We start from the raw sequence: 25,002 nt of genomic DNA, 5'->3' as shown, positions 1-25,002 counted from the left end.
ATGACCGCCATGTCCAGCCTCTACGCCGAGCACCTCGCCACCCAGAAGCAGCGCAGCGACGCCGCGCTGGCCAAGGCCGGCTTCGACCATCTCGTCATCGCGTCGGGCGTGGAGAAGTACCAGTTCCTCGACGACCGGCCCTACCCGTTCAAGCCCAACCCGCACTTCAAGCACTGGGTGCCGCTGCAGCAACATCCGCACAGCTGGATCGCCTACACGCCGGGCTCGAAGCCGGTGCTCGCCTACTACCAGCCCGACGATTACTGGCACGTGCCGCCGTCGCCGCCTGAAGGCTTCTGGGTGGAGCATTTCGACATCCGCATCCTCCGCGAGCCGCACGAGGCCGCCGCGCACTTGCCGCGCGGCCGCGCGGCCATCGTCGGCGAGGCCGATGCCGCGCTTGAGGGCGTGGTGCCCAACAACCCGAAGGTGCTGCTCGACGAGTTGCACTACCAGCGCGGTTACAAGACGGCCTACGAGCTCGACCGCATGCGCCGCGCCCAGCGCCGCGCGGTGAAGGGCCATCGCGCCGCCGAGAACGCCTTCCGCGCCGGCGCGTCGGAGCTGGAAATCCACCGCGCCTACCTCGAGGCCACCGGCCATGGCGACCTCGACCTGCCGTACACCAACATCATCGGCCTCAACGCCCACGCCGCGGTGCTGCACTACCAGTACCAGTCGCCGGAGCGCCCGGCGAAGCCGCTGAGTTTCCTCATCGATGCGGGCGCGGAGGTCGATGGCTACGCCTCCGACATCACCCGCACCTACGCCGCGCACGAGGGCGAATTCGCCGACCTCGTCGCCGCCGTCGACGACGAGCAGCAGGTGCTGTGCGGGATGGTGCGCAATGGCGCCGACTACCGCGACCTGCACCTTGAATGCCACCTGCGCCTCGGCAGCGTGCTGCGCAACGCCGGCATCGTCGACATGGACCCCGGCGCGATGGTGAGCGAGGGCGTCACCAGCGTGTTCTTCCCGCACGGCCTCGGCCACCCGATCGGCCTGCAGGTGCACGACGTCGCCGGCCGCCACGACGCCAACGGCAACGAGATCCCGCGCCCCACCGGCCACCCCTACCTGCGCACCACGCGGGTGCTCGGCCCCGGCATGGTCGTCACCATCGAGCCGGGCCTGTACTTCATCCCGACGCTGCTGGCGAGGCTGAAGGCCGGCCCGCACGCCAAGGCCGTGGACTGGGACCAGGTCGACGCGCTGACGCCCTACGGCGGCGTGCGCATCGAGGACGAAGTCGTATGCACCGAGGGCGCACCGGAGAACATCACGCGGGATGCGTTCGCGGAGGGCTGAGCGCCCTACAGCGCGGCCAGCACCCTCGCGACGAGGCCTTCGACATCGGCTGCGTCGGTGATGACATGCACCTCCGGGTGCTCCGGCGCCTCGTAGTCGCCACCGACGCCGATGGCGTGGCTCAGGCCACCCGCCTTCGCCTTGGCGTACAGCCCCTTCGGGTCGCGCGCTGCGCATGTCTCGGGTGAGGCGTCGACGAAGACCTCGATGAACTCGCCGGGCGCGAAGCGCGCGCGCACGGCGTCCCGATCGGCGCGGAAGGGCGAGATGGCGCTGACGATGACCACGAGGCCGGCGTCGACCATCAGCTTCGCCACTTCGCCGAGGCGTCGCACGTGCTCGCGGCGATCCTCGGGCGCGAAGCCGAGGTCTTTCGAGAGACCACCGCGGACGTTGTCGCCGTCCAGCAGCATGGTGTGGCGGCCCTCGGCGTGCAGGCGGCGTTCCAGTGCATCGGCGAGCGTGCTCTTGCCGGCGCCCGAGAGCCCGGTGAGCCAAACGCAGCGGGCCTGCTGCTGCTTAGCCTTCGCGCGCTCGGCCGGGCCGACGCTGAAAGCCTGCGCGTAGGCGCGCTCGCTGCCGCGCGCGATGGGCTCGATGACGAGGCCGGCGCCCGCCGTGGCATTGGTCGCGCGGTCAACGAGGATGAAGCGGCCCAGCGCGTCGCCGTCGGCGAACGGCGCAAGCGGCAGCGGCTGGTCGAGGCTCAGTTCGACGCGACCGATGCTGTTCAAGGCCAGCGCGTCCACACCGTGCGCGCCGCCGCTGTGGATGTCGCGCAGGTGCTCGATGGCGGCCACGGTGGCCACGGCCTGCTTCGGGCCCACGCGCAGCGCATAGCGCTGGCCGGGCCGCAGCGGCGCGGCGTCGAGCCACACGAGGTCGGCGCGCAGGCGATCGACCGCGGACGGCGCGTGGTCGAGGCCGACGATCACGTCGCCGCGCGAGACATCGACCTCCTCGTGGAACACCAGGGTCACCGGCTGTCCGGCCTCCGCTTCGACGAGTTCGCGGCCCGGGCCGATGACGCGGGCGACGGTGGCGCGGGTTCCGGCCGGCAGTACCTGCACCGCATCGCCCACGCGCACGCGGCCGCGCACCGGCGTGCCGACGAAGCCGCGGAAATCCTGGTGCGGGCGGTTCACCCACTGCACCGGCAGCACGAAGCCGCCCTCGCTCGACGGGCTGCGCGCGGGCAAGGCCTCCAGCGCGGGCAGCAGGGGCGCGCCTTGGAACCAGGGCGTGCGGGCCGAACGCACCAGCACGTTGTCGCCGTGCAGGGCCGAGAGCGGGATGGCCTGGACCTCGGCAAGACCGAGCTCCGACGCCAGCGCGCGGTAGTCGGCCACGATGGTCTTGAAGCGCGCCTCGTCCCAGTCGACCAGGTCCATCTTGTTCACCGCCAGCACCACGCGGGTGATCCCGAGCAGTCGGACGATGCGCGAATGACGACGCGTCTGCGCCAGAACGCCCTTGCGCGCGTCGACCAGCACGACGGCGGCGTCGGCGGTGGACGCGCCGGTGGCCATGTTCCGCGTGTACTGCTCGTGGCCGGGGCAATCGGCCACCACGAAACGGCGTCGCGGGCTGGAGAAGTAGCGGTAGGCGACGTCGATGGTGATGCCCTGCTCGCGCTCCGCCTCGAGGCCGTCGACTAGCAGGGCGAAATCGAGGGCACCGCCCTGGGTGCCAACGCGCGCGCTGTCCTTGGCGAGCGTGGCGAGCTGGTCCTCGGCAAGGCTGCCGCTGTCGTGCAACAGGCGGCCGATCAGCGTGCTCTTGCCGTCGTCGACGCTGCCGCAGGTGATGAAGCGCAGCTGCGGCAGGGCCTCGTGGTCGGCCAGCGCGCGGCGCGCGTCCGGGCGGCGCCCGGGCAGGCCGTCGTCGTCGGGCAATCGGTAGGCGGGCGTGCCGTCCATCAGAAGTAGCCCTCCAGCTTCTTCAGCTCCATCGAGCTGTTCGGGTCGTGGTCGATCACGCGGCCCTGGCGCTCGGAGGTCGTCGCCACGAGCAATTCCTCGACGATGGCTTCGACGGAATCCGCCTCGGATTCGATGCCACCCGTGAGCGGGTAGCAGCCGAGCGTGCGGAAACGCACCTTCTTTTCCGCCGGGCGCTCGCCGGGCTGCAGCGGCAGGCGCTCGTCGTCGACCATGATCAGGGTGCCGTCGCGCTCGACCACCGGGCGCGTCTCGGCGAAGTACAGCGGCGGCAACTCGATGCCCTCGCGCAGGATGTAGAGCCACACATCCAGCTCGGTCCAGTTCGAGATCGGGAAGGCGCGAACGCTCTCGCCCTTGTGGATGCGGCCGTTGTACAGGTCCCAGAACTCCGGGCGCTGCGCCTTCGGATCCCAGCGCTGGTGCGTATCGCGGAAGCTGAAGACGCGCTCCTTAGCGCGCGATTTCTCCTCGTCTCGGCGCGCGCCACCGATCGCGCAGTCGTAGCCGCCACGGGCCAGCGCCTGGCGCAGGCCCTGCGTGCGCATCACGTCGGTGTGCACGGCCGCGCCGTGGATGAAGGGGTTGATGCCGGCCTTCAGCCCGTCCTCGTTGATGTGCACGCGCAGCTCGACGTCGAGGCGGTCGGGCACCTGGTCGCGAAACTCGTAGGTCTGGCGGAACTCGAAGGTGCTGTCGATGTGCAGCAGCGGGATCGGCGGCCGCGCGGGGTAGAAGGCCTTCTTCAACAGGTGCAGGAGCACCGTGCTGTCCTTGCCGATGGAGTACAGCAGCACCGGGTTGCGGAACTGCGCCGCCACCTCGCGGAGGATATGAAGGCTCTCCGCTTCGAGGCGGTCGAGGTGGGACAGGGCCATGTCGGCAGGGCGAGGCAGGAGGGGACGGGGCCCCGAGGCCTCGGAGTATCGAAACCCGCCGCCGAAGGCGGGAAATGCCCCGCCGGCATGACGTGATGCCCGGCCGCCGCTCAGCCCGGGCGGCGGAAGGCCCGCGCCGCGAGCAGGGCCAGCGCCCCGGCCACCACGCCCCAGAACGCCGACCCGATGCCCCCGAGGGTGACCCCGCTCAAGGTGACGAGGAAGGTGATCAGCGCCGCTTCGCGGCGCGACTCGTCGTGCAGCGCGGCCGCCAGCGACCCGCCGATGGTCCCCAGCAGGGCGAGGCCGGCGATCGCCGCGACGAAGGCCTTCGGGAAGGCCAACAGCAACCCGGCCACCGCGCCGCCGAACAGGCCGATCACGACGTAGATCGCACCGCAGGCCATCGCCGCGACGTAGCGTCGGTCGGGGTCCTCGTGGGCCTCGCGGCCCATGGCGATGGCCGCGGTGATAGCCGAGAGGTTCAGGGCGAAGGCGCCGAACGGGGCCAGCAGCAGCGTGGCTGCGCCCGTCATCGTGATCAGCCGGGAGATCGGCAGCGTGTAGCCCGCCGCGCGGATGGCCGCCACGCCGGGAAGGTTCTGCGAGGCCATGGTGACGAGGAACAGGGGAATCCCGAGGCTGACGAGGGCCGCCCAGCGCCATTCGGGCGCGACGAACTCGGGCACGACGAAGGCCGCGTCCACGCGTTCGAGGTGCAGGCGGCCCTGCGCGACGCAGAGCGCGAGCCCGACGCCGAGCACGAGGATCACGGCGTAGCGCGGCGCCCAGCGCCGGCCCAGCAGGTAGGCGACGAGCATGGCGATCACCAGCACCGGCTCCGCCGAGGCGGCATCGAAGGCCTGCAGGCCGAATCGCGCCAACACGCCCGCCAGCAGGGCCGCCGCGAGGGCCATCGGAATTCGGTCCATCAAGCGTTCGAAGGCGCCCGTGGCCCCGGCCAGCAGCATCAGCGCGCCGGCGAACAGGAATGCCCCGGTGGCCTCGGCCAAAGTGAAGCCACCGGCGGCCGCCCCGGCGGCGAGCACCGCGGCGCCCGGTGTCGACCAGGCCACCATCACCGGTTTGCGCAGCCACCACGAGGGCACGAGGCTGCACAGGCCCATGCCGAGCCCCAGCGCCCACATCCATGAGGCGAGCTGGGCCGGTGTCGCCCCGAGGGCCGCCGCGGCCTGGAAGACGATGGCCACCGAACTGGTGAAGCCCACCAGCACGGCGACGAAGCCCGCGGCCAGCGCGGAGGGCGAGGCGTCCGACCAGAGCCGGCGCGGGACGGAGGACGAGGTCATGCCCCCAGCATAGCCGCGCGGCGACATGCGTCCCGGTTATCACCGTATGCCGCGTTTCGCTTTCCGGCGTCGCCGACCCGCCGCCGAGACTGCGGGTTCGCCCTGGCCCACTGGCGCGCCCATGTCGCTTCCGTTGTCCCCTTCTGCCCCTGCGTCCCCGTTGCCGCTCGATGCCGACCGCCGCGCCCTGCTGCAGCGCCTGACCGACGGCGCGGACGCGCCCACGCTCTGGTGGCTGTCGGGCTATCTCGCCGGCCTCGCCGGACCGCTGGCTCGCGGCGCGGACGTCGCGCTGGCCGGCGACACCGCCCTGCCCGGCCTTCCTGCAGCGCTGGTCCCCGCGGTGGCCGAGGTCGACACGCTGACCATCGTCTACGGCAGCCAGACCGGCAATGCGAAGCGTGCGGCCGAAGCCCTGCTCGCCGAGGCCGGCACGCGCGGCCTGAAGGCGCGACTGCTGCGCGCCGACGCCTACCCGCTGGCCGAGCTCAAGCGCGAAACGCAGCTGGTCGTCGTGATCAGCACGCAGGGGGACGGCGATCCGCCGGACGACGCCCGCGGCTTCGTCGACCACCTCGTGGGCCGCCGCGCGCCGAAGCTCGACGGCCTCAGTTTCGCCGTGCTGGGGCTGGGCGATTCGAGCTACGCCAAGTTCTGCGAAATCGGCCGCGTCATCGATGCGCGCCTGGCGGCGCTCGGTGGCACCCGCGCGGCGGCCTTCGGCGAGGCCGATGTCGATGTCGACACCGTCGCCGTGCCGTGGCGCGCCGACGTGCTGCGGGCGTTGGAAGCGCTGCGACCGGCGTCGAAGTCCGAGGCGCCCGTCGCACTAGGGCTGCGCGCCGCGCTGGTCGAAAACGGCCCATCGGCCACGCCGTCGAGCGCCGCCGCGACCCGCGACGCTCCGGTGGCCGCCGAGCTGCTGGCCAACACCCGCCTCACCGGCCGCGGCAGCGACCGCGACACGCGCCACCTCGAGTTCGCCATCGACCCGACGACGCTCGACTACACACCGGGCGAGGCCGCGGGCGTGTGGCCGCTGCAGGCGCCCGCGCTGGTCGAGGCGATCCTCGACGCCGCCGGCCTCGATGGCGACACCGCGGTGACGCAAGGCGCCGACACCCTGCCGCTGCGCCGCTGGCTGGGCGAGCGCCGCGAACTCACCCGCCTGCACCGCCCGCTGCTGAAGGCGCACGCGGAGCGCAGCGACAGCGCGAAGCTCGCCGCCGCGCTGGCCGACGCGAGCGCCGCCACCGCCCTGCTGCAAACCACGCCGCTGCTCGACCTGCTGGCGGAGCACCCAGCCGCGTGGTCGGCCACCGATCTGGTCGCCGCGCTGCGCCCGCTGGCCCCGCGGCTCTACTCGATCGCCTCCAGCCGCGAGGCCGTCCGCGACGAACTCCACCTCACCGTCGGCCACGAAGTTTTCGAAGGCCGCGACGGCCTGCGCTACGGCGCGGCCTCGCACTACCTCGCCACGCTGAAAGAAGGCGACACGGCACGGCTCTTCATCGAACGCAACGAGCGCTTCCGCCTGCCGTCCGATGCCTCACGCGACGTCATCATGATCGGCCCTGGCACCGGCGTGGCGCCCTTCCGCGGCTTCGTGCAGCAGCGTGCAGCGACGGGCGCGAGCGGCCGGAATTGGCTGGTCTTCGGCAACCCTCACTTCCGCAGCGATTTCCTCTATCAGGTGGAATGGCAGAAGGCGCTGAAGGCCGGGCAACTGCATCGCCTCGACCTCGCCTTCTCGCGCGACGGCGCCAGCAAGACGTACGTCCAGAACCGCCTCGCCGAACGCGGTTCCGAGCTGTGGGCATGGCTGCAGGAGGGCGCGCATCTGTACGTCTGCGGCGACGCCACGCGGATGGCCAAGGACGTGCACGCCACCCTTATGTCGATCGCGCAGCAACACGGCGGCCTCGATCGTGATGCCGCCGCCGACTACTTCACCGGGCTGGAACGCACCGCCCGCTACGCCCGGGACGTCTACTGATGGCCACGCATTCCGTCGAAGACATCAAGCGCCAGAGCGCCGGCCTGCGCGGCACGCTCGAGGCCAGCCTCGCCGATCCGATCACCGGCGCGCTGCGCGACGACGACCAGATCCTCCTCAAGTACCACGGCAGCTACCAGCAGGACGACCGCGACCTCCGCGAGGAGCGCCGCGTCGCCAAGCTCGAACCCGCCTACAGCTTCATGATCCGCACCCGCACACCCGGCGGCGTGCTGACGCCCACGCAGTGGCTGAAGCTGGACGGCGTGGCGAGCGATTTCGCCGAGCGCGGCCTGCGCATCACCACGCGCCAGGCCGTGCAGTTCCACGGTGTCATCAAGCGCGAACTGAAGGCCACGATGAAGGCCATCAACGCCGCGCTGATCGACACCCTCGCCGCCTGCGGCGACGTGAACCGCAACGTCGCGGTCGCCGCAAACCCGCAGGTGTCGGCCGCGCACGCCACGGTGTATGCGCAGGCCGCGGCACTTTCGGAACACCTGCTGCCGAACACCCGCGCCTACTACGAGATCTGGCTGGACGAGGAGCGCGTCGCCGGCGGCGACCCGGCGGCCGAGCCGATCTATGGCAGCACCTACCTGCCGCGCAAGTTCAAGATCGGCTTCGCCATCCCGCCGACCAACGATGTCGACGTGTTCGCGCAGGACCTCGGCTTCGTCGCCCATCTCGACGGTGATGTGCTCACCGGCTACACCGTGCTGGTGGGCGGCGGCATGGGGAGCACGCACGGCGATGCCGAGACCTACCCGCGCCTCGCAGACCCGCTGGGCTTCATCACGCCGGATCAGCTGATCCCGGTCGCCACCGCCGTGGTCACCGCGCAGCGCGACCTTGGCAACCGCACCGTGCGCAAGCACGCGCGGCTCAAGTACACCATCGACCGCGTCGGCCTCGACGTTTTCCGATCCGAAGTGGAAGAACGCAGCGGCATCACCCTCGCGCCGCCGAAGCCCCTGGCCTTCACCCACAACGGCGACCGCTTCGGCTGGGTCGAGGGCGAGGACGGCCTCGCGCACCTGACGCTGCGCATAACCGCCGGCCGCGTGCAGGACGGCGATGCCGGGCTGTGGCAGACCGGCCTGCGTGCGGTCGCGCAGGCCCTGCTCGAGGCCGGGGAAGGCGAGTTCCGCCTGACGCCGAACCAGAACCTCGTCATCGCCGGGCTCTCGCCGGCGGGGCGCGCGAGCGTCGACGCGCTGGTGACGACCTATGGGCTCGACCAGTTCCGCCGCGCCAAGCCGCTCGCATTGAACGCACTGGCCTGCGTGGCGCTGCCCACCTGCGCGCTGGCGATGGCCGAAGCCGAACGCTACCTGCCCGCCTTCGTCGAGCGCGTGCAGGCGCTGCTTGATCGCCACGGAGTGAACGAGGCCGACATCCACCTGCGCATCAGCGGCTGCCCCAACGGCTGCTCGCGGCCCTTCCTCGGCGAAATCGCGCTGGTGGGCAAGGCACCCGGCCGCTACAACCTGATGCTCGGCGCCGATCATCGCGGCGCGCGACTGAACGCGCTGTACCGCGAGAACGTCGACGAGGCGCAGATCCTCGCGGCCCTCGAACCGCTCATCGCGTCCTATGCCGCGGAACGCCGCGCCGAGGAGCGCTTCGGCGATTTCCTCGTGCGCAGCGGTGTCGTCGCGCCGAAGCCCGGCCCGATCCCCTTGGTGCTGGAATGAGCGCGGACGGCACGCTGGCCGAGGCTTGGGCCGATGACGCCACGCTCGATGCGCTGAACGACTGGCTCGAATCCCTCGACGCCGAGGCCCGACTCGCGTGGGCGCTGGCGAACGCCTCGGGCCGCGCCGTGCTCTCGACCAGCTTCGGCGCGCAGTCCGCCGCCGTGCTGCATCTCGTCACGCAACAGGCCCCGGAGCTTCCGGTCGTGCTCGTCGACACCGGCTACCTGTTTCCCGAAACCTACCGCTTCGCCGATGAGCTCACGCACCGCCTCGCGCTGAACCTGCACGTTGCTCGCGCGGATGACTCGCCGGGCTGGTTCGAAGCCCGCCACGGCAAGCTCTGGGAGCAGGGCCTCGACGGCATCGAGCGCTACAACCGGCTGCGCAAGGTCGCACCCATGCAGCGCGCGCTCGACGGCCTCGGCGCGACTCTGTGGATCGCCGGGTTGCGCCGCGCGCAGTCAGGTACGCGCGAGCATCGCCGCGTGCTCGAGCGCGCGGGCAACCGTTGGAAGCTGCACCCCGTCATCGACTGGAGTGATCGCGACGTGGGCGCCTACCTGAACATCCACGCCCTGCCTTACCACCCGCTCTGGGAGCAGGGCTACGTCTCGATCGGCGACGTCCACACTACGCGCCCGCTGTCGGCGGACGTCGATGCCTCGGCCACGCGCTTCTTCGGACTCAAGCGCGAGTGCGGGCTGCACGAACTCAGCGCGGGTTGACCCAACGAAACGTCAGGTTGATCCGCTCTCCTGCGACGCCCGCCATCTTCGGCAACGCGTGCTGCGCGACACGCTGGCAATCACCGTGCATTACGAGCAGGTCGCCGTGACGCAATCGGAATTCGGCCTTGGTAGCGTGGTCGTTCTTCATCCGGAGCAGGAAACGACGCTCCACGCCAAGGCTCAGTGACGCGATCACCGGCGCCGGCCCAAGCTCCGGCTCGTCGTCGCTGTGCCAGCCCATCGAATCGCGGCCGTCGCGGTAACGATTCAACAGCACGCTGTTGAAGCGCACCCCGCAGTCTGACTCAAGGCGCGGCAGCAGGCGGGCGATCGCCGGATGCCAGGGTTCGGGCTCGAACAGCGCGCCGGAATAGCGGTAGGCGGCCTCCGGATCCCCCATCCAACAGCTCAGGCGCGGCGAGTCCACCCAGCGCCCGAACATCCGGATGCGATGGACCGTCCAGGGCACCTCGTCCGCCAGCCGGCCCGCCAAGGCCGCGGCCTCGTCCGGCCGCAACCACCCTGGCCGAACATCGACCCTGCCCTCCCAAGGGCCTTCCGAGGGGCGGGGATCGTCGGAAAACAGGTCGGGGCCGGCGCGCATCGCCGGATTGTGGGGGCCGGCATCGCCGCGCGCGCGTGACGGCCGGCCTTCGCGCCGCCGCCATGACAGCCCCCCCCTCCCCCGGCGACAATGCCGGGCTTGGCGGCCCACCCGCCCCCGCTTCCCGGAGTCAGGATCCATGTCCGAACGCGATGTGATGGAGTACGACGTCGTCGTCGTCGGTGCCGGCCCCGCCGGCCTGTCGTTTGCCATCCGCCTGAAGCAGAAGTCGCCGGAAACGACGGTCTGCGTGATCGAGAAGGCCTCGACCATCGGCGCGCAGGTGCTGTCCGGTGCGGTGATCGAACCCGGCCCGCTGGACGAGCTGCTGCCCGGCTGGCGCGAGAACCCGCCGCCGATCTGCGTGCCGGCGACCGACGACGAGTTCTGGTTCCTCACCAAGACGGGCGGTTTCAAATTCCCGGTGGTGCCGCCGCAGATGGCGAACCACGGCAACTTCATCGTCTCGCTGGGCGCCACCTGCGCGTGGCTGGCGCCGCAGGCCGAAGCGTTGGGCGTCGAGATCTACCCCGGCTTCGCCGCGTCGGAAGCGCTGGTCGAAGACGGGCGCGTGGTCGGCGTTCGGATCGGCGACATGGGCGTGGCGAAGGACGGTTCGCAGAAGCCGACGTACACGCAAGGCATCGATATCCGCGCCAAGCTGACCGTGCTCGCCGAGGGCGCGCGCGGCCATCTCGCCAAGCGCCTGATCAAGCAGTACGCGCTGGACAAGGACTGCGACCCGCAGAGCTACTCGATCGGCATCAAGGAGCTGTGGCAGGTGCCGGAAGGCCGCGTCACGCCCGGCAAGATCGTGCACAGCCTCGGCTGGCCGGCGGATTCGCGCACCTACGGCGGCAGCTTCCTGTACCACCTGACGGAGAACCGCATCGCACTCGGCTACGTCTCGGGCCTCGACTACCGCGACCCGAACTACCAGCCGCACGAAGCCTTCCAGCAGTGGAAGCACCACCCGTCGGTCAAGCCACTGCTCGAAGGCGGCACGATTCTTTCGGCCGGCGCGCGCGCCATCGTCACCGGCGGCTACCAGAGCCTGCCGAAGACCGAGATGCCGGGCGCGATCCTGATCGGCTGCGATGCGGGCCTCGTCAACGTGCCGAAGATCAAGGGCGTCCACCAGGCGATCCGCAGCGGCATGCTCGCGGCCGACCACGTGGCCGCGAAGGGCCCGGTGGCGGACGGCTTCGACGCCGCGCTGCGTGCCTCGCCCGCCTATGCCGAGCTCAGGAAGGTCCGGAACTTCAAGCCGGGCTTCAAGAAGGGCCTTCTGTTCGGCCTCGTGAACTCGGGTTGGGAAACGGTCACCGGCGGCGCCTCGCCGTGGACGCTGAAGGTCTCGCCGGACTGGAGCTCGCTGACGAAGCTCTCGCAGCAGGAATCACCGAAGCGCGACTACGTCGAGCGCAGCCTCGCGCCGCGCGACCGTCTCGCCGGCGTCTACTTCGCCGCCACCGAGCATGACGAAGACCAGCCGGTGCACCTGCGCGTGGCCGATACCAATGTCTGCATCACGAAATGCGCGGAGGAGTACGGCAACCCCTGCACGCGCTTCTGCCCAGCCGGCGTCTACGAGATCGTCAAGGACGAGGCCGTTTCGCGACTGCAGATCAACGCGGCCAACTGCGTGCACTGCAAGACCTGCGACATCAAGGACCCCTACCAGATCATCGACTGGGTGACGCCGGAAGGCGCCGCGGGCCCGAACTACCAGAATCTCTAAGGAGCGACACCATGCCCACGTGGTTGGTCACCGGCGGCGCCGGCTTCATCGGCGGCAACTTCGTGCTCGAGGCGCGCCAGCGCGGCCTCGCGCGGATCATCAACCTCGATGTGCTGACCTACGCGGGCAACCGCGACACGCTGGCCGCGCTCGACGGCGATGCCGACCACGTGTTCGTGCACGGCGACATCGGTGACCGCGCGTTGGTTTCGCGCCTGCTCGCCGAACACGGCGTCGATGCGGTCATCAACTTCGCCGCCGAGAGCCATGTCGACCGCTCGATCGACGGCCCGGCCGCCTTCATCCAGACCAATGTCGTCGGCACGCTGGCCCTGCTGGAGGCCACGCGCGACTACTGGAAGGCGCTGCCGGCCGAGCGCGCCGCGGCGTTCCGTTTCCTGCATGTCTCGACCGACGAGGTGTACGGTTCGCTCGGCGACACGGGCTACTTCACCGAAGACACCCCGTTCGCGCCGAACTCGCCCTACTCGGCCTCGAAGGCCTCCTCCGACCATCTGGTCCGCGCCTTCCACCACACCTACGGGTTGCCGGTGCTGACGACGAACTGCTCGAACAACTACGGGCCGTTCCAGTTCCCCGAGAAGCTGATCCCGCTGATGATCCAGAAGCTGGTCAAGGGCGAACCGCTGCCGGTCTACGGCGACGGCAGCAACATCCGCGACTGGCTGTTCGTGGGCGACCACTGCGCCGCGATCCGCGACGTGCTCGCGGGCGGCCGTGTTGGCGAGACGTACAACGTCGGCGGTGATGCCGAACGCCGCAACATCGATGTGGTGCACGCCCTTTGCGATGCCCTCGATGCGCGCCGTCCGCGCGCCGACGGCCAGTCGCGCCGCGTGCAGATCACCTTCGTGAAGGACCGCCCGGGCCACGACAAGCGCTACGCCATCGACGCCTCGAAGCTGAAGCGCGAGCTGGGCTGGGCGCCGACCGTGAACTTCGAGCAGGGCCTCGCTCTCACCATCGACTGGTATCTCGCCAACGAAGCCTGGGTCGGCAAGATCCTCGACGGCAGCTACCGCCTCGAACGCATCGGCACGCAGGCCTGAGGAGGGCGCCATGACGCAACGCAAGGGCATCATCCTCGCCGGCGGCTCCGGCACGCGGCTGTATCCGATCACCAAGGGCGTCAGCAAGCAGCTGCTGCCGGTGTACGACAAGCCGATGATCTACTACCCGCTGAGCGTGCTGATGCTCGCTGGCATCCGCGAAGTGCTGATCATCAACACGCCGCACGAGCAGGCCATGTTCAAGGCCCTGCTGGGGGACGGGTCGCAGTGGGGCATGCGCTTCGAGTACGTCGCGCAGCCGAGCCCGGATGGCTTGGCGCAGGCGTTTATCCTCGGCCGCGAGTTCCTCGACGGCGCGCCGTCCTGCCTCGTGCTCGGCGACAACATCTTCCACGGCAGCGGTTTCACCGAGCTGCTGAAGCGCGCCGACGCGCGCGGCTCCGGCGCGACCGTGTTCGGCTACTGGGTGAAGGACGCCAAGGCCTACGGCGTGGCCGAGTTCGACACGCAAGGCCGCGTGGTCGGCCTCGAGGAGAAGCCCGCGCAGCCGAAGTCGAACTACGCCGTCACCGGCCTGTACTTCTACGACGGTCGCGCGCCGGAATTCGCCGCCGCCCTGAAGCCCTCGCCGCGCGGCGAGCTGGAGATCACCGACCTCAACCGCCGCTACCTCGAGGACGGCTCGCTGCATCTCGAGAAGATGGGGCGTGGCTACGCGTGGCTCGACACCGGCACGCACGAGTCGCTGCTGCAGGCCGGCAACTTCATCGAGACGATCGAGCAGCGCCAGGGCTTGCGCGTGGCTTGCCCGGAAGAGATCGCCTACACCAACGGCTGGATCAACGCGGCGGAGCTCGAAGCCCTCGCCGCGCCGCTGGCCAAGAACGGCTACGGCCAGTACCTGCTCTCGCTGCTGACGCACGGCCCGGTGGCCTGAGGACCCGCGCATGAAGTTCATCGACACCGCCCTGCCCGGCTGCACCATCATCGAGCCCGCCGTGTTCGGCGACGCCCGCGGCGCCTTCTTCGAGAACTGGAACGCCGCGAAGTTCGCCGCGGCCGGCATCCATGCCAACTTCGTGCAGGCCAACGTCTCCACCTCGACGCGCGGCGTACTGCGCGGCCTGCATTACCAGTGGCCGAATCCGCAGGGCAAGCTGGTTCAGGTGCTCGACGGCGAAGTCTGGGATGTCGCCGTCGACATCCGCCGCGGCTCGCCCACCTTCGGCCGCAGCGCCGCCGTGGTGCTCAGCGCAGAGAACCGCAAGCAGTTCTGGATCCCCGAAGGCTTCGCCCACGGCTTCGTGGTCTTGAGCGAGCGCGCCACCTTCTCCTACCTGTGCACGGCGCTCTACGACCGCGAGGCCGATGCCGGCGTGCGTTGGAACGACGGCCAGCTCGCCATCGATTGGCCGGTGGCGGAGCCTTCCCTGTCGGACAAGGACGCCAAGGCGCCGTTTCTCGCGGACATTTCCACTGATCGCCTGCCGGTGTTCGGCGCATGAGCGCGCACGCGTCGAATCCACTGACGCGCGGACCGGTCCTGTTGATCGGCGCCGACGGCCAGCTGGGCACCGAACTGCGAAAGGCCCTGGCCACGCGCGGCATCGCGCCGGTGATGAGTTCGCTGCACGGCACCCTGCCCGACGGCGGCACGGCCCGCGCCTGCAACCTGTCGGCACCGGGCGCGCTCGCCGCGCTGGTGCGCGACGTCGCGCCGGCCGTGGTCCTCAACGCCGCCGCCTACACCGCGGTCGACCGCGCGGAATCCGACGTCGAACTCGCCCGCCGCGTCAACGCGGAGGCCGTGGGCGAACTCGGCGAGGCCGCGAAGGCCCTCGGCGCCACCGTCGTTCACTACTCGACCGACTACGTCTTCGCTGGCGACGGCACGCGGCCCTATCGCGAAGACGACGCGCCGGGCCCGGTGTCGGTCTATGGGCGCACCAAGCTCGAGGGCGAGCAGGCCCTGGCCGCGAGCGGCGCCGACGCCGTGACCTTCCGCCTCGCCTGGGTGTACGCCGCGCACAGCGCGAACTTCCTCCGCACGATGCTGCGCGTGGGCGCGGAGCGTGATCACTTGCGCGTGGTGGCGGACCAGATCGGCGCGCCGACGCCGGCGCACTGGATCGCGGAAGCCTCCTTGAAGGCCCTCGAAGCCGGCGCGCGCGGGCTCTACCACCTCGCACCGCAGGGCCAGACCAGCTGGCACACCTACGCCGAAGCGATCTTCGCCGGCGCCGTCTCGCGCGGCCTGTTGGCGAAGGCCCCCTCGGTCGAAGCCATCGCCTCCAGTGCCTACCCGACGCCCGCCGCACGTCCCGCGTGGTCGGTGCTCGACAGCGGCAAGCTGCAGCGCGATGCCGGGGTGCAACTGCCGGACTGGCGAGAGGGCCTCGACGAGGTGCTCGACCAGCTGACGGCACTGCCTCGCTGATCGGCCGCCCGGGACCCACTTCGCCATGCGCATCGCCCTCGCCACCGCCATCGCCGCCTTCGCGCTCGACGACGACCTGCCGCCGCTGCTCGACGCGCTTCGCGAGCGCGGCCACTTGGCCGAAGCCGTGGCCTGGGACGACCCGACCGTGTCGTGGTCGCGCTTCGACCTCGTGCTGCTGCGCTCGACGTGGAACTACACCGAGTGCCCGGTCGAATTCCTCGCCTGGTGCGAGCGCGTCGCGGCGGGCACGCGGCTGCTGAATCCGCCGGGCCTCGTGCGCTGGAACACCGACAAGCGCTACCTGGCGGACCTCGCCTCGAAAGGCGTGCCGGTGATCCCCGCGCACTTCCTTGCCCCCGGCGACGATCCCGCCTCGTTCCCGACGCATGCGGAGTTCGTGGTGAAGCCCTGCATCGGCGCAGGTTCGCGCGACACCCAGCGCTACACCGCACCCAACCGCGCCGCCGCGGTCGCGCACGCGAAGCGATTGCTCGACGCCGGCCGCCACGTGCTGGTGCAGCCCTACATCGATGCCGTGGATACCGCTGGCGAGACCGCGCTGCTGTTCTTCGCGGGGCGCTTCTCGCACGCCATCCGCAAGGGGCCGCTGCTGCAACGCGACGGCGCGGCCACCGCGGCCCTTTTCGCTCCCGAAGCCATCACGCCGCGCGAGCCTTCATCGGCGGAAATCGACGTGGCGCATCGTGCGCTGGCGGCGATTCCCGGTGGCGCTCCGCTGTATGCGCGCGTCGACCTGCTGCCCTCGGCCGACGGACCGCAGCTGCTGGAACTCGAGCTCACCGAGCCCTCGCTGTTCTTCGACCATGCGCCCGGCTCGGCCGAGCGCTTCGTCGCGGCGATCGAATCGACCCTCGCCGGCTGAGCCGGCGCGCCCTCAGCCGCCGATCACGTCGATCACCCGCTGCGCCAGCACCTCGGGCGTAGCCGCCGTCGTGTCGAGCCGCAGGTCCGGCGCCTCGGGGCGCTCATAAGGCGCATTGATGCCGGTGAAGTTCGGGATCTTCCCCGCACGGGCCTTGGCGTAGAGCCCCTTCACGTCGCGCGACTCGCAGACGTCGAGCGGGGTGTCGACGAAGACCTCGACGAACTCGCCCGGCGCGAACAGGCTGCGCGCCGTCTCGCGCTCGCGCGCGTAGGGCGCGATGAAGCTGACCAGCACGACGAGGCCGGCGTCGACCATCAGCTTGGCCACCTCCGCGACGCGCCGCAGGTTCTCGACGCGGTCGGCCTCGGTGAAGCCGAGGTCGCGATTGAGTCCATGGCGCACGTTGTCGCCGTCGAGCACGTAGGTGTGGTGCCCCTGGGCGACGAGGCCACGCTCGACGAGGTTGGCGATCGTCGACTTGCCCGAGCCCGAAAGGCCGGTGAACCACACGCAGCGCGGCGTCTGGCTCTTCTGCGCGGCACGAACGGCCTTGTCGACGCTGAAGGCCTGCCAATGGACGTTCTCACCCCGGCGCAGGCCGTGACGCACCACGCCGGCGCCGGCCGTGGCGTTCGTCAGGCGATCGACGAGGATGAAGCCGCCCAGTGCGCGAGACTCCTCGTACGTCGCCAATGGGATGGGTGCGGCAAGGCTCAGCTTCACCAGGCCGACATCGTTCATCGCGAGCTGTTTCGCGGCCTCGTGCGCCTGCGTGTTGACGTCGATGCGGTGGCTGATTTCCGTGACCGTGGCGGCCACCTCGCGCGTACCGATGCGCAGCCAGTAACCGCGACCCGGAACGAGCGGCGCCTCGTCCATCCACACCACGTGCGCCACGAACTGGTCGCTCACCGGCAAGGGCGCAGACAGCGCGCTGATGACGTCGCCACGGGAGACGTCGCGCTCACGGTCGAGCGTCACCACGACGGCCTGTCCCGCCTCGGCGGAATCGACCTCGCGGCCACCAATCGCCACCGAGGCGACGACCGCCTCGTGCCCGGAAGGTTGCACGAGGATCGCGTCGCCCTTCGACAGACAGCCTTGGGCCAGCGTGCCGGCGTAGCCGCGGAAGTCCTGATGTGGGCGCAGCACCAGCTGCACCGGCAAGCGTGCGGCGCCCTGTGTATCGAGCACAGGCACCGGCGCCGCCGCGAGGTGTTCGAGCAGGGTCGGGCCGGCGTACCAGGCCGCGTCGCCGCGGCGGGTCAGGTTGTCGCCAGTCAGCGCGGATACCGGAACCGCATGCACGCGTTCGATGCCCACGGCCTCGGCCAGCGCGGCGTACTCGCGGACGATGCCATCGAACACCCCCTCGTCCCAGCCGACGAGGTCCATCTTGTTCACGGCGAGGAGGACCTGCTTCACGCCCAGCAGCGCGCAGATCCAGCTGTGGCGGCGCGTCTGCGGCAGCACGCCCTTGCGGGCGTCGACGAGCACGATGGCCAAGTCCGCCGTCGAAGCGCCCGTCGCCATGTTGCGCGTGTACTGCTCGTGGCCCGGACAGTCGGCGACGATGAAGTGCCGCTTCGCCGAACTGAAGTAGCGGTAGGCGACGTCGATAGTGATGCCCTGCTCGCGCTCGGCGGCGAGCCCATCGACCAGCAGCGCGAAATCGAGCGCTTCGCCCTGCGTCCCGTGCTTCGCCGAGTCGCGCGCCAGTGCGGCCATCTGGTCGTCGCTGGCCTGGCGGGTGTCGTGCAGCAGGCGCCCGATCAGCGTGCTCTTGCCGTCGTCGACGCTGCCGCAAGTGATGAAGCGAAGGCGGTCCATCAGAAGTAGCCCTCCTGCTTCTTCTTCTCCATCGAATCGCCCGGTGCATGGTCGATCACCCGCCCCTGCCGTTCCGAGGTCGTCACGCTTTCCAGTTCAGCAATGATCTTCCCCACCGTGTCGGCCTCGGATTCGACACCGCCAGTGAACGGCCAGCAGCCGAGGGTGCGGAAACGCACCTTGCGCAGCACCTCGCGCTCGCCCTCGCGCAGCGGCATGCGTTCGTCGTCGCGCATCAGCAGCGCGCCGTCGCGCTCCACGACCGCGCGCTCTTTCGCGAAGTACAGCGGCGGCAGCGCGATGCCCTCGCGCTCGATGTAGCGCCAGACGTCCATCTCGGTCCAGTTCGAGAGCGGGAAGGCGCGGACGCTCTCGCCGGGATGGACGCGGCCGTTGTACTGGTTCCACAACTCCGGCCGCTGCGCCTTGGGCTCCCAGCGCAGGGCGGCGTTGCGGAAGCTGAAGATGCGTTCCTTGGCCCGCGATTTCTCCTCGTCACGCCTGGCGCCACCAATCGCGCAGTCGTAGCCGCCCAGAGCGAGGGCCTGCTTGAGCCCCTGCGTGCGCATCACGTCGGTGTGCACCGAGACGCCGTGCACGAAGGGGTCGATGCCGGCCTTCACGCCCTCGGCGTTCACGTGCACGCGCAGTTCGACGCCGTAGCGCGCCGGCACGGCATCGCGGAAGCGGTAGGTCTCGGCGAACTCGAAGGTGCTGTCGATGTGCAGCAGCGGGATCGGAGGCGGTGCGGGCGCGAACGCCTTCACCAGCAGGTGCAGCAGGGTCGTGCTGTCCTTGCCGATCGAGTACAGCAGCACCGGATTGCGGAACTGCGCCGCGACCTCGCGCAGCACGTGGATGGCCTCGGCCTCCAGCCGGTCGAGGTGGCTCAGCGCCATGCGCGGACGTCAGGCATGCCGGCCGTAGACGTCGTCGAGGCGCACGATGTCGTCCTCGCCGAGGTAGTCGCCGCTCTGCACCTCGATCAGCGCCAGCGGCTCGGTGCCGGGGTTGCGCAAGCGATGCACGCTACCTTTCGGAATGTACGTGCTCTGGTTGCGCTCAAGGCGGAACACGCGCTCGTCGCAGGTCACCTCGGCCACGCCGTCGACCACGATCCAATGCTCGGCGCGATGGGCGTGCTTCTGCAGGCTCAGCGAGGCCCCCGGCTTGACCACGATCCGCTTGACCTGGAAATGCTCGCCCTTGTCGACGCTATCGTAGTGCCCCCAAGGGCGATACACCTGCCGGTGGTTGACGTGCTCGCCGCGGCCGGCGGTCTTGAGCGAATCGACGATCGCCTTGACGTCCTGAACGCGGTCGCGATGCGCGACCAAGGTGGCGTCCGGCGTATCGACGATGACGAGATCGCGCACGCCGACGGTGGCGATCAGGTGGTCGCCCACGGCGTGCAGCAGGCAATCGCGGGTGTCGCGGGCCACGACGTCGCCGGTGACGACGTTGCCCTGCGCGTCCTGCGGGCCGATGGCCCACAGCGCGCTCCACGAGCCGATGTCGTTCCAGTCGCAGTCCACCGGCACCACGGCGGCACGGCGGGTCTTCTCCATCACCGCGTAGTCGATCGAATCCGACGGCGAGGCGGCGAAGGCATCGCGGTCGATGCGGATGAAGTCGAGGTCGGCCTTGGCGTTCGCCAGGGCATCGCGGGCCGCCGCCAGCATGGCCGGCGCGTGCTCGGCGAGCTCCTCGAGGTAGCGGTCGGCGCGGAACAGGAAGATGCCGGCGTTCCACACGTAGCGCCCATCGGCGAGGTAGGCGTGCGCGGTGGCGGCGTCCGGCTTCTCGACGAAGCGCTCCACGGCGAACACGCCTTCATCGAGCGGCCCGCCGCAGCGGATGTAGCCGTAGCCGGTGTGGGCTTCGGTCGGCGCGATGCCGAAGGTGACGAGCGCGCCAGCCGCGGCCTGCGCCCGCGCCTTCTGCACGGCAGCCACCCAGCGCTCCGGTGAGCCGATGCGGTGGTCGGCCGGCAGCACCAGCAGCAGCGCGGCCGGGTCGCGCTCGGCCACCTGCAGCGCGGCCAAGGCGATGGCCGGCGCGGTGTTGCGGGCCAAGGGTTCGAGAACGATGGCCCGCGGCGTGACGCCGATGGCCTGCAGCTGCTCGCCGGCGAGGAAGCGGTGGTCGTCGCTGGCCACCACCAGCGGGGCGGTGGCGCCGGGCACGCCGGCGGCCCGCTTCACCGTCTGCTGGAACAGCGTGTCCGGGCCCGCGAGGGCGAGGAACTGCTTGGGCAGGTTCTGCCGCGACAGCGGCCACAGGCGGGTGCCGCTGCCGCCGCTGAGGATGACCGGGACGATCATGCGCGCATCACGTGATTCGAAGGCGGAAAGAATACCGCGCCGGGGGGTGTTCCCGGCCGTTGAGGTCCTGAACACGGGGGTTTCCGGCTAAAATCGGGAGGCTTCCTTCCCACCGGCCGGCGCCCTGCCCCGGCCCGACATGAGTACTCCCATGAAGATCCTCGTCGCCTACAAGCGGGTGGTGGACTACAACGTCCGCATCCAGGTCAAGCCGGACGGCTCCGGCGTCGTCACCGAGGGCGTCAAGCTCTCGCCGAATCCCTTTGACGACATCGCGCTCGAAGAAGCCCTGCGCCTGCGCGAGAAGGGCATCGCCACGGAAGTGATCGTCGCGACGATCGCGCCGGCCGACGCCCAAGCCCACCTGCGCAATGGCCTCGCCATGGGCGCCAACCGCGCCATCCACATCGTCACCGATTCGGCCGTGCAGCCGCTGACGGCCGCCCGCGCCCTGCTCAAGCTGGTCGAGAAGGAGCAGCCGGGCCTGGTGATCCTCGGCAAGCAGGCCATCGACGACGACAGCAGCCAGACCGGCCAGATGCTGGCCACGCTGTGGGGCCGCCCGCAGGCCACCTTCGCCTCGAAGGTCGAGGTCGCCGGCGACGTCGCCACCGTGACCCGTGAAGTGGACGCCGGCCTCGAGACCCTCGAAGTCGACCTTCCGGCCGTCATCACCACCGACCTGCGCTTGAACGAGCCGCGCTTCATCAAGCTGCCGGACATCATGAAGGCCAAGAGCAAGCCGCTCGAAACCCTGCAACTCGCCGACCTCGGCGTCGAAGCCGCGGATTTCCTGCAGACCACCCACTTCGCCCCGCCGCCGAAGCGCACGAAGGGCGTGATGGTGAAGGACGTCGCCGAACTGGTGGCGCTGCTGAAGCAGAAGGGCCTGGCGTAAGGAGCCGATGACCATGAGCAAGATCCTGATCGTCGCCGAGCACCTCGACGGCAAGTTGAACCCCGCCACCGCGCGCTGCGTCACCGCCGCCGCGAAGATCGGCGGCGACATCCACGTGGCCGTGCTGGCCGCCGAGCCGGCCGGCATCGCCGCCGAGGCCGCGCAGATCGCCGGCGTGGCGAAAGTGATCACCGTCGCCCGCGCGGAAAACACGCATGCCCTGGCCGCCGTGCTGGCCCCGCAGATCGCGGCGCTGGCCGCCGGCTACTCGCACGTGCTGCTGCCGTCCACCACCTTCGGCAAGGACGTCGCGCCCTGCGTCGCCGCCCTGCTCGGCGTGGCCCAGGTTTCCGACCTGATGGCCGTCGATGGCCCGCACGCCTTCAAGCGCCCAATCTACGCCGGCAACGCCATCATCTCGGTCACCGCCCCGAGCGACCGCACCGTCGTCGCCACCGTGCGTCCGGCCTCGTGGCCAGCGACCGGTAATGGCGGCAGCGCCACCATCGAAGCCGCGACGGTCGATGTCGCCCTGCCGACGCACACGCGCTTCAAGGGTCTCGCGGCCGGCAAGAGCGACCGCCCGGATCTGCAGAGCGCTTCCAAGGTCGTCTCCGGTGGCCGCGCCCTGGGCTCGGCGGAAGCCTTCTCGATCATCTACTCGCTCGCCGACAAGATGGGCGCCGGCGTCGGCGCCTCGCGCGCTGCGGTCGATGCTGGCTACGTGCCGAACGACATGCAGGTCGGCCAGACCGGCAAGATCATCGCGCCGGAGCTGTACGTCGCTATCGGCATCTCGGGCGCCATCCAGCACCTGACGGGCATCAAGGACGCGGGCACGATCGTCGCGATCAACAAGGACGGCGACGCGCCGATCTTCGAAATCGCCGACATCGGCCTCGTGGGCGACCTGTTCACCCTCGTGCCGGAGCTCGAGAAGGCGCTGGGCTGATGGGCGAAGGCATGAAGGTGTTGGTGACGGGTGGCGCGGGCTATATCGGCTCGCACACCGTCGTCGAACTGGCTGCGGCCGGCTTCGACGTGCACGTCGTCGACAACTTCTGCAATAGCGAGCGCTGGATCCTCCAGCGCCTCGCCACGTTGTGCGGGCGGGAGATCACATACACCGAGCTCGATCTGCTCGATGAACCCGCCCTGCAGGCCTGCTTCGCCGCGGTGAAGCCCGACGCGGTGATCCACTTCGCCGCGCTGAAGTCCGTGGGCGAGAGCGTGCAGCAGCCGCTGCGCTACCACCGCAACAACGTCGGCGGCACCTTGGCCCTGCTGCAGGCCATGCAGGACCACGGCTGCCACCATCTCGTGTTCAGCAGCTCGGCCACGGTGTACGGCAACCCGGAGCGCTGCCCGATCCGCGAGGACGCGCCACTCGGCGCCACGAACCCCTACGGCCAGACCAAGCTGGTCATGGAGCACGTGATCCGCGACCTGCTGGCCGCGCCCGGCAGCCTCTTGCGTGCGGCGATCCTGCGCTACTTCAATCCGGCCGGCGCCCATGAAAGCGGGCTGATCGGCGAACTGCCACGCGGCGTGCCGAACAACCTCGTGCCCTTCGTCGCCCAGACGGCCGCTGGCCTTCGCGCCGAGATCAGTGTCTTCGGCGACGACTACCCCACCCGCGACGGCACCGGTGTGCGCGACTACATCCACGTGGTCGATCTGGCGCAGGCGCACGTCGCCGCGCTGCGCGCGCTGCGCGATGGCGAGGCCCGCGAGATCACGGTCAACCTCGGCACCGGCAACGGCTTCTCCGTGCTGGAGGTGATCGAGGCGTTCGGCCGCACGGTCGGTCGGCCCATTCCGCACAAGCGCGTGGCGCGCCGACCGGGCGATTCGGCGGAGTGCTGGGCGGATCCGTCGCTCGCGTTGCAGCGCCTCGGCTGGCAAGCCACTCGAGGAATCGACGCGATGTGCGCGGATGCATGGCGCTGGCAGCGGGGTCTCAGCGATACACCCATAGCCGCGAGGCGATGAAGGCCAAACCCGCGAGGCCGAGGTCGACCACCGGCTTCAGCACCCAGGCCCACCGTAGGCCACCGGCCAGGTCGATCACCGCCAGCGCGGCCGTGCTCGCCGCGGTGAGCACCAGCCATAGCAGGACGAAGCGCGCCAAGCTGCCGCGCCCGAGCCGATGCGACCCCTCCGCTTGGCGGAAGGTGTACGCGCCGTTGCCGACGTAGCCGAACATCGCGCCGATCGCGCGTGCGCCGGGGTTCGCGACCAACGTCGGCACGCCGAGCGCGGTTAGCCCGACGTAGGTGCCCCAATCGATCAGCAACTGCAGCGCGCCGACCAGGGCATACCCCGAGAGCTGACGCCCGCCTTCGCCCGACTGGAGCCAGCGCGCGCAGCGCTCGATCGTGCCCTTCATCGCCGTGCTTCGAGACGTCGGCGCGAGGCGGACAGCAGTGGATGCAGCGCCCGCCGCGGCATGGTCCCGATGTCGTAGGCGAGGAAGGCGAGAAGGAACTGCAGGCCGCTCACCATCGCCAGAGCAGGCAGCATCACCGTGCCGACCGTGGCCGGCGTCCCGGACTGGATCGACAACAGCCAGTGGTAACCGCCGAAGGCGAGCGCGAAGGCGATCAGCAGGACCGCCGCCACCAGCTCCAGCGAGGCGATGGACAGGTCACGGAGGAAATAGTTGTAGGACACCCGCTTGCCGAAGTTGCGCAGGTGCTTCGCAGCGAACTCGAACACCGCCCGGCGCACATCGAGGTGGCTGGTCTCGTCGCCGTAGAAGGCATCCATCGGCACGTCCACCACGGCCGCGCGCAGGGTGCCGAGTCGGAACAGCAGGTCGGTCTCGAAGAAATAGCGCCGGCTCAGGCTCTCCAGGGGCAACAACGCCGCGACTGGGACGCTTAGTGCCGTGTAGCCGTTCGTCGGGTCGAAGATGTCCCAGTAGCCGGTGCTGGCCTTCGCCATGAAGCTCAAGCCGAGGTTGCCCCAGCGCCGCACTCCGGGCATGCGCCGGATGTGCCGCAGATCCCAGAAGCGGTTGCCCTTCGCATAGTCGGCTTCGCCGCGCAGGATCGGGTCGATGAAGGATGGCAGCAGCGCGGGATCCATCTGGCCGTCGCCGTCGATCTTCACGACGATGTCCATGCCTTCCTCGATGGCCGCCCGGTAGCCGCTGACGACCGCGGCGCCGACGCCACCGTTCTCCGTATGGCGGATCACCCGCACGCGCGGGTCGGTGCCGTGCTTCGCGACGTGTTCGCCACTGCCGTCGGGGCAGGCATCGTCGACCACGTAGATCCGCTCGACTTCGGGGCCGATGCGCTCGATCACGCCGAGGACATGGCGGGTGACCCGGTAGCTCGGGATGACAACGGCGACGCGCGGCGATGCGGAAACGACCATCGGA

General features: G+C 70.1%; 22 protein-coding genes. 13 read left to right on the top strand and 9 right to left on the bottom strand.

From position 1 onward, the window contains the following. Window positions 1–9 precede the first annotated feature (9 nt). Window positions 10–1,308, top strand: a complete 1,299-nt coding sequence (gene pepQ / locus O9280_RS09145; protein ID WP_343228740.1) for a Xaa-Pro dipeptidase — start codon at window positions 10–12, stop codon at window positions 1,306–1,308. A gap of 5 nt (window positions 1,309–1,313) precedes the next feature. Here the strand turns inward: pepQ and cysC (O9280_RS09140) are convergent, their stop codons facing one another. From cysC (O9280_RS09140) to O9280_RS09130, 3 genes are all read right to left on the bottom strand, one after another. Continuing rightward, a complete protein-coding gene (gene cysC / locus O9280_RS09140) occupies window positions 1,314–3,227 on the bottom strand; it encodes an adenylyl-sulfate kinase (RefSeq protein WP_298341457.1) in 1,914 nt (637 codons plus the stop codon). Next, window positions 3,227–4,126 (bottom strand): sulfate adenylyltransferase subunit CysD, encoded by a 900-nt coding sequence (gene cysD / locus O9280_RS09135; RefSeq protein ID WP_298341454.1) that lies wholly within the window; start codon window positions 4,124–4,126, stop codon window positions 3,227–3,229. The genes cysC (O9280_RS09140) and cysD (O9280_RS09135) overlap by 1 nt, the downstream gene beginning before the upstream one ends. 110 nt (window positions 4,127–4,236) lie before the next feature. Continuing rightward, window positions 4,237–5,436, bottom strand: a complete 1,200-nt coding sequence (locus tag O9280_RS09130; protein WP_298341451.1) for a benzoate/H(+) symporter BenE family transporter — start codon at window positions 5,434–5,436, stop codon at window positions 4,237–4,239. A 121-nt stretch (window positions 5,437–5,557) separates the two neighbouring features. Here O9280_RS09130 and O9280_RS09125 point away from each other — a divergent pair, with 121 nt between their 5' ends. Genes O9280_RS09125 through O9280_RS09115 form a run of 3 tightly spaced genes read left to right on the top strand, consistent with a single transcriptional unit; the run spans window position 5,558 to window position 9,857 of the window. Next, a complete protein-coding gene (locus O9280_RS09125) occupies window positions 5,558–7,432 on the top strand; it encodes an assimilatory sulfite reductase (NADPH) flavoprotein subunit (protein ID WP_298341449.1) in 1,875 nt (624 codons plus the stop codon). Next, window positions 7,432–9,129 (top strand): assimilatory sulfite reductase (NADPH) hemoprotein subunit, encoded by a 1,698-nt coding sequence (gene cysI / locus O9280_RS09120; RefSeq protein ID WP_298341446.1) that lies wholly within the window; start codon window positions 7,432–7,434, stop codon window positions 9,127–9,129. Before O9280_RS09125 ends, cysI begins: the two co-directional genes overlap by 1 nt. After that, window positions 9,126–9,857, top strand: a complete 732-nt coding sequence (locus O9280_RS09115) for a phosphoadenylyl-sulfate reductase (protein ID WP_298341443.1) — start codon at window positions 9,126–9,128, stop codon at window positions 9,855–9,857. The genes cysI and O9280_RS09115 overlap by 4 nt, the downstream gene beginning before the upstream one ends. Here O9280_RS09115 and O9280_RS09110 read toward each other — a convergent pair. After that, on the bottom strand, window positions 9,844–10,464 hold the full coding sequence (locus O9280_RS09110) for an alpha-ketoglutarate-dependent dioxygenase AlkB (RefSeq protein WP_298342471.1): 621 nt from the start codon (window positions 10,462–10,464) through the stop codon (window positions 9,844–9,846). The two genes, O9280_RS09115 and O9280_RS09110, sit on opposite strands and share 14 nt — an antisense overlap. A gap of 139 nt (window positions 10,465–10,603) precedes the next feature. Here O9280_RS09110 and O9280_RS09105 point away from each other — a divergent pair, with 139 nt between their 5' ends. Genes O9280_RS09105 through O9280_RS09080 form a run of 6 tightly spaced genes read left to right on the top strand, consistent with a single transcriptional unit; the run spans window position 10,604 to window position 16,559 of the window. Next, a complete protein-coding gene (locus O9280_RS09105; RefSeq protein WP_298341440.1) occupies window positions 10,604–12,205 on the top strand; it encodes an electron transfer flavoprotein-ubiquinone oxidoreductase in 1,602 nt (533 codons plus the stop codon). 11 nt (window positions 12,206–12,216) lie between these two features. Further along, complete coding sequence (gene rfbB / locus O9280_RS09100) at window positions 12,217–13,275, top strand: dTDP-glucose 4,6-dehydratase (RefSeq protein WP_298341437.1); 1,059 nt, start codon at window positions 12,217–12,219, stop codon at window positions 13,273–13,275. A 10-nt stretch (window positions 13,276–13,285) separates the two neighbouring features. Continuing rightward, complete coding sequence (gene rfbA, locus O9280_RS09095; RefSeq protein WP_298341435.1) at window positions 13,286–14,173, top strand: glucose-1-phosphate thymidylyltransferase RfbA; 888 nt, start codon at window positions 13,286–13,288, stop codon at window positions 14,171–14,173. Window positions 14,174–14,183: 10 nt separating this feature from the next. Beyond that, a complete protein-coding gene (gene rfbC / locus O9280_RS09090) occupies window positions 14,184–14,741 on the top strand; it encodes a dTDP-4-dehydrorhamnose 3,5-epimerase (protein ID WP_298341433.1) in 558 nt (185 codons plus the stop codon). Beyond that, window positions 14,738–15,673 carry a dTDP-4-dehydrorhamnose reductase gene (gene rfbD / locus O9280_RS09085; RefSeq protein ID WP_298341430.1) on the top strand — a complete coding sequence of 312 codons (936 nt, stop codon included), beginning with the start codon at window positions 14,738–14,740 and terminating at the stop codon, window positions 15,671–15,673. The genes rfbC and rfbD overlap by 4 nt, the downstream gene beginning before the upstream one ends. Window positions 15,674–15,698: 25 nt before the next feature. Then, window positions 15,699–16,559 (top strand): hypothetical protein, encoded by an 861-nt coding sequence (locus O9280_RS09080; protein ID WP_298341427.1) that lies wholly within the window; start codon window positions 15,699–15,701, stop codon window positions 16,557–16,559. Between the two features lie 12 nt (window positions 16,560–16,571). Here O9280_RS09080 and cysC (O9280_RS09075) read toward each other — a convergent pair whose 3' ends face one another. Genes cysC (O9280_RS09075) through O9280_RS09065 form a run of 3 tightly spaced genes read right to left on the bottom strand, consistent with a single transcriptional unit; the run spans window position 16,572 to window position 20,716 of the window. Continuing rightward, entirely contained in the window at window positions 16,572–18,392 is a 1,821-nt protein-coding gene (cysC, locus tag O9280_RS09075; RefSeq protein ID WP_298341425.1) for an adenylyl-sulfate kinase, read from the bottom strand. Continuing rightward, a complete protein-coding gene (gene cysD / locus O9280_RS09070) occupies window positions 18,392–19,291 on the bottom strand; it encodes a sulfate adenylyltransferase subunit CysD (protein ID WP_298341422.1) in 900 nt (299 codons plus the stop codon). Before cysD (O9280_RS09070) ends, cysC (O9280_RS09075) begins: the two co-directional genes overlap by 1 nt. A gap of 9 nt (window positions 19,292–19,300) precedes the next feature. After that, window positions 19,301–20,716, bottom strand: a complete 1,416-nt coding sequence (locus O9280_RS09065) for a mannose-1-phosphate guanylyltransferase/mannose-6-phosphate isomerase (RefSeq protein ID WP_298341419.1) — start codon at window positions 20,714–20,716, stop codon at window positions 19,301–19,303. A 151-nt stretch (window positions 20,717–20,867) separates the two neighbouring features. Between O9280_RS09065 and O9280_RS09060 the strand changes: the two genes are divergently transcribed. From O9280_RS09060 to galE, 3 genes are read left to right on the top strand one after another with little or no spacing between them, the layout of a single operon-like run. Next, window positions 20,868–21,614, top strand: a complete 747-nt coding sequence (locus O9280_RS09060; protein ID WP_298341416.1) for an electron transfer flavoprotein subunit beta/FixA family protein — start codon at window positions 20,868–20,870, stop codon at window positions 21,612–21,614. A 13-nt stretch (window positions 21,615–21,627) separates the two neighbouring features. Next, window positions 21,628–22,566, top strand: coding sequence for an electron transfer flavoprotein subunit alpha/FixB family protein (locus O9280_RS09055; protein ID WP_298341412.1), 939 nt, complete (start codon window positions 21,628–21,630; stop codon window positions 22,564–22,566). 11 nt (window positions 22,567–22,577) lie between these two features. Continuing rightward, window positions 22,578–23,606, top strand: a complete 1,029-nt coding sequence (gene galE, locus O9280_RS09050) for a UDP-glucose 4-epimerase GalE (protein WP_343228749.1) — start codon at window positions 22,578–22,580, stop codon at window positions 23,604–23,606. On the opposite strand, the gene O9280_RS09045 is transcribed toward galE, so the two are convergent. Next, entirely contained in the window at window positions 23,575–24,003 is a 429-nt protein-coding gene (locus O9280_RS09045; RefSeq protein ID WP_298341404.1) for a GtrA family protein, read from the bottom strand. The two genes, galE and O9280_RS09045, sit on opposite strands and share 32 nt — an antisense overlap. Beyond that, a complete protein-coding gene (locus O9280_RS09040; RefSeq protein ID WP_298341400.1) occupies window positions 24,000–24,998 on the bottom strand; it encodes a glycosyltransferase family 2 protein in 999 nt (332 codons plus the stop codon). The genes O9280_RS09045 and O9280_RS09040 overlap by 4 nt, the downstream gene beginning before the upstream one ends. Window positions 24,999–25,002: the final 4 nt, after the last annotated feature.

The organism is Silanimonas sp. (assembly GCF_027531545.1).
Taxonomy (GTDB): Bacteria; Pseudomonadota; Gammaproteobacteria; order Xanthomonadales; family Xanthomonadaceae; genus Silanimonas.
Note: the sequence above shows the minus strand (reverse complement) of the source record. Positions and strands in the feature narration are given on the sequence as shown.

What these genes read in the sequence shown, in the direction of transcription:
- rfbD (WP_298341430.1), top strand. Translation starts at nt 14,738, where the DNA reads ATGAGCGCGCACGCGTCGAATCCACTGACGCGCGGACCGGTCCTGTTG.
- cysD (WP_298341454.1), bottom strand. Translation starts at nt 4,126, where the DNA reads ATGGCCCTGTCCCACCTCGACCGCCTCGAAGCGGAGAGCCTTCATATC.
- rfbA (WP_298341435.1), top strand. Translation starts at nt 13,286, where the DNA reads ATGACGCAACGCAAGGGCATCATCCTCGCCGGCGGCTCCGGCACGCGG.
- O9280_RS09125 (WP_298341449.1), top strand. Translation starts at nt 5,558, where the DNA reads ATGTCGCTTCCGTTGTCCCCTTCTGCCCCTGCGTCCCCGTTGCCGCTC.
- O9280_RS09110 (WP_298342471.1), bottom strand. Translation starts at nt 10,464, where the DNA reads ATGCGCGCCGGCCCCGACCTGTTTTCCGACGATCCCCGCCCCTCGGAA.
- cysD (WP_298341422.1), bottom strand. Translation starts at nt 19,291, where the DNA reads ATGGCGCTGAGCCACCTCGACCGGCTGGAGGCCGAGGCCATCCACGTG.
- rfbC (WP_298341433.1), top strand. Translation starts at nt 14,184, where the DNA reads ATGAAGTTCATCGACACCGCCCTGCCCGGCTGCACCATCATCGAGCCC.
- O9280_RS09040 (WP_298341400.1), bottom strand. Translation starts at nt 24,998, where the DNA reads ATGGTCGTTTCCGCATCGCCGCGCGTCGCCGTTGTCATCCCGAGCTAC.
- O9280_RS09055 (WP_298341412.1), top strand. Translation starts at nt 21,628, where the DNA reads ATGAGCAAGATCCTGATCGTCGCCGAGCACCTCGACGGCAAGTTGAAC.
- rfbB (WP_298341437.1), top strand. Translation starts at nt 12,217, where the DNA reads ATGCCCACGTGGTTGGTCACCGGCGGCGCCGGCTTCATCGGCGGCAAC.
- galE (WP_343228749.1), top strand. Translation starts at nt 22,578, where the DNA reads ATGAAGGTGTTGGTGACGGGTGGCGCGGGCTATATCGGCTCGCACACC.
- O9280_RS09045 (WP_298341404.1), bottom strand. Translation starts at nt 24,003, where the DNA reads ATGAAGGGCACGATCGAGCGCTGCGCGCGCTGGCTCCAGTCGGGCGAA.
- O9280_RS09060 (WP_298341416.1), top strand. Translation starts at nt 20,868, where the DNA reads ATGAAGATCCTCGTCGCCTACAAGCGGGTGGTGGACTACAACGTCCGC.
- cysI (WP_298341446.1), top strand. Translation starts at nt 7,432, where the DNA reads ATGGCCACGCATTCCGTCGAAGACATCAAGCGCCAGAGCGCCGGCCTG.
- O9280_RS09105 (WP_298341440.1), top strand. Translation starts at nt 10,604, where the DNA reads ATGTCCGAACGCGATGTGATGGAGTACGACGTCGTCGTCGTCGGTGCC.
- cysC (WP_298341457.1), bottom strand. Translation starts at nt 3,227, where the DNA reads ATGGACGGCACGCCCGCCTACCGATTGCCCGACGACGACGGCCTGCCC.
- pepQ (WP_343228740.1), top strand. Translation starts at nt 10, where the DNA reads ATGTCCAGCCTCTACGCCGAGCACCTCGCCACCCAGAAGCAGCGCAGC.
- cysC (WP_298341425.1), bottom strand. Translation starts at nt 18,392, where the DNA reads ATGGACCGCCTTCGCTTCATCACTTGCGGCAGCGTCGACGACGGCAAG.
- O9280_RS09130 (WP_298341451.1), bottom strand. Translation starts at nt 5,436, where the DNA reads ATGACCTCGTCCTCCGTCCCGCGCCGGCTCTGGTCGGACGCCTCGCCC.
- O9280_RS09080 (WP_298341427.1), top strand. Translation starts at nt 15,699, where the DNA reads ATGCGCATCGCCCTCGCCACCGCCATCGCCGCCTTCGCGCTCGACGAC.
- O9280_RS09065 (WP_298341419.1), bottom strand. Translation starts at nt 20,716, where the DNA reads ATGATCGTCCCGGTCATCCTCAGCGGCGGCAGCGGCACCCGCCTGTGG.
- O9280_RS09115 (WP_298341443.1), top strand. Translation starts at nt 9,126, where the DNA reads ATGAGCGCGGACGGCACGCTGGCCGAGGCTTGGGCCGATGACGCCACG.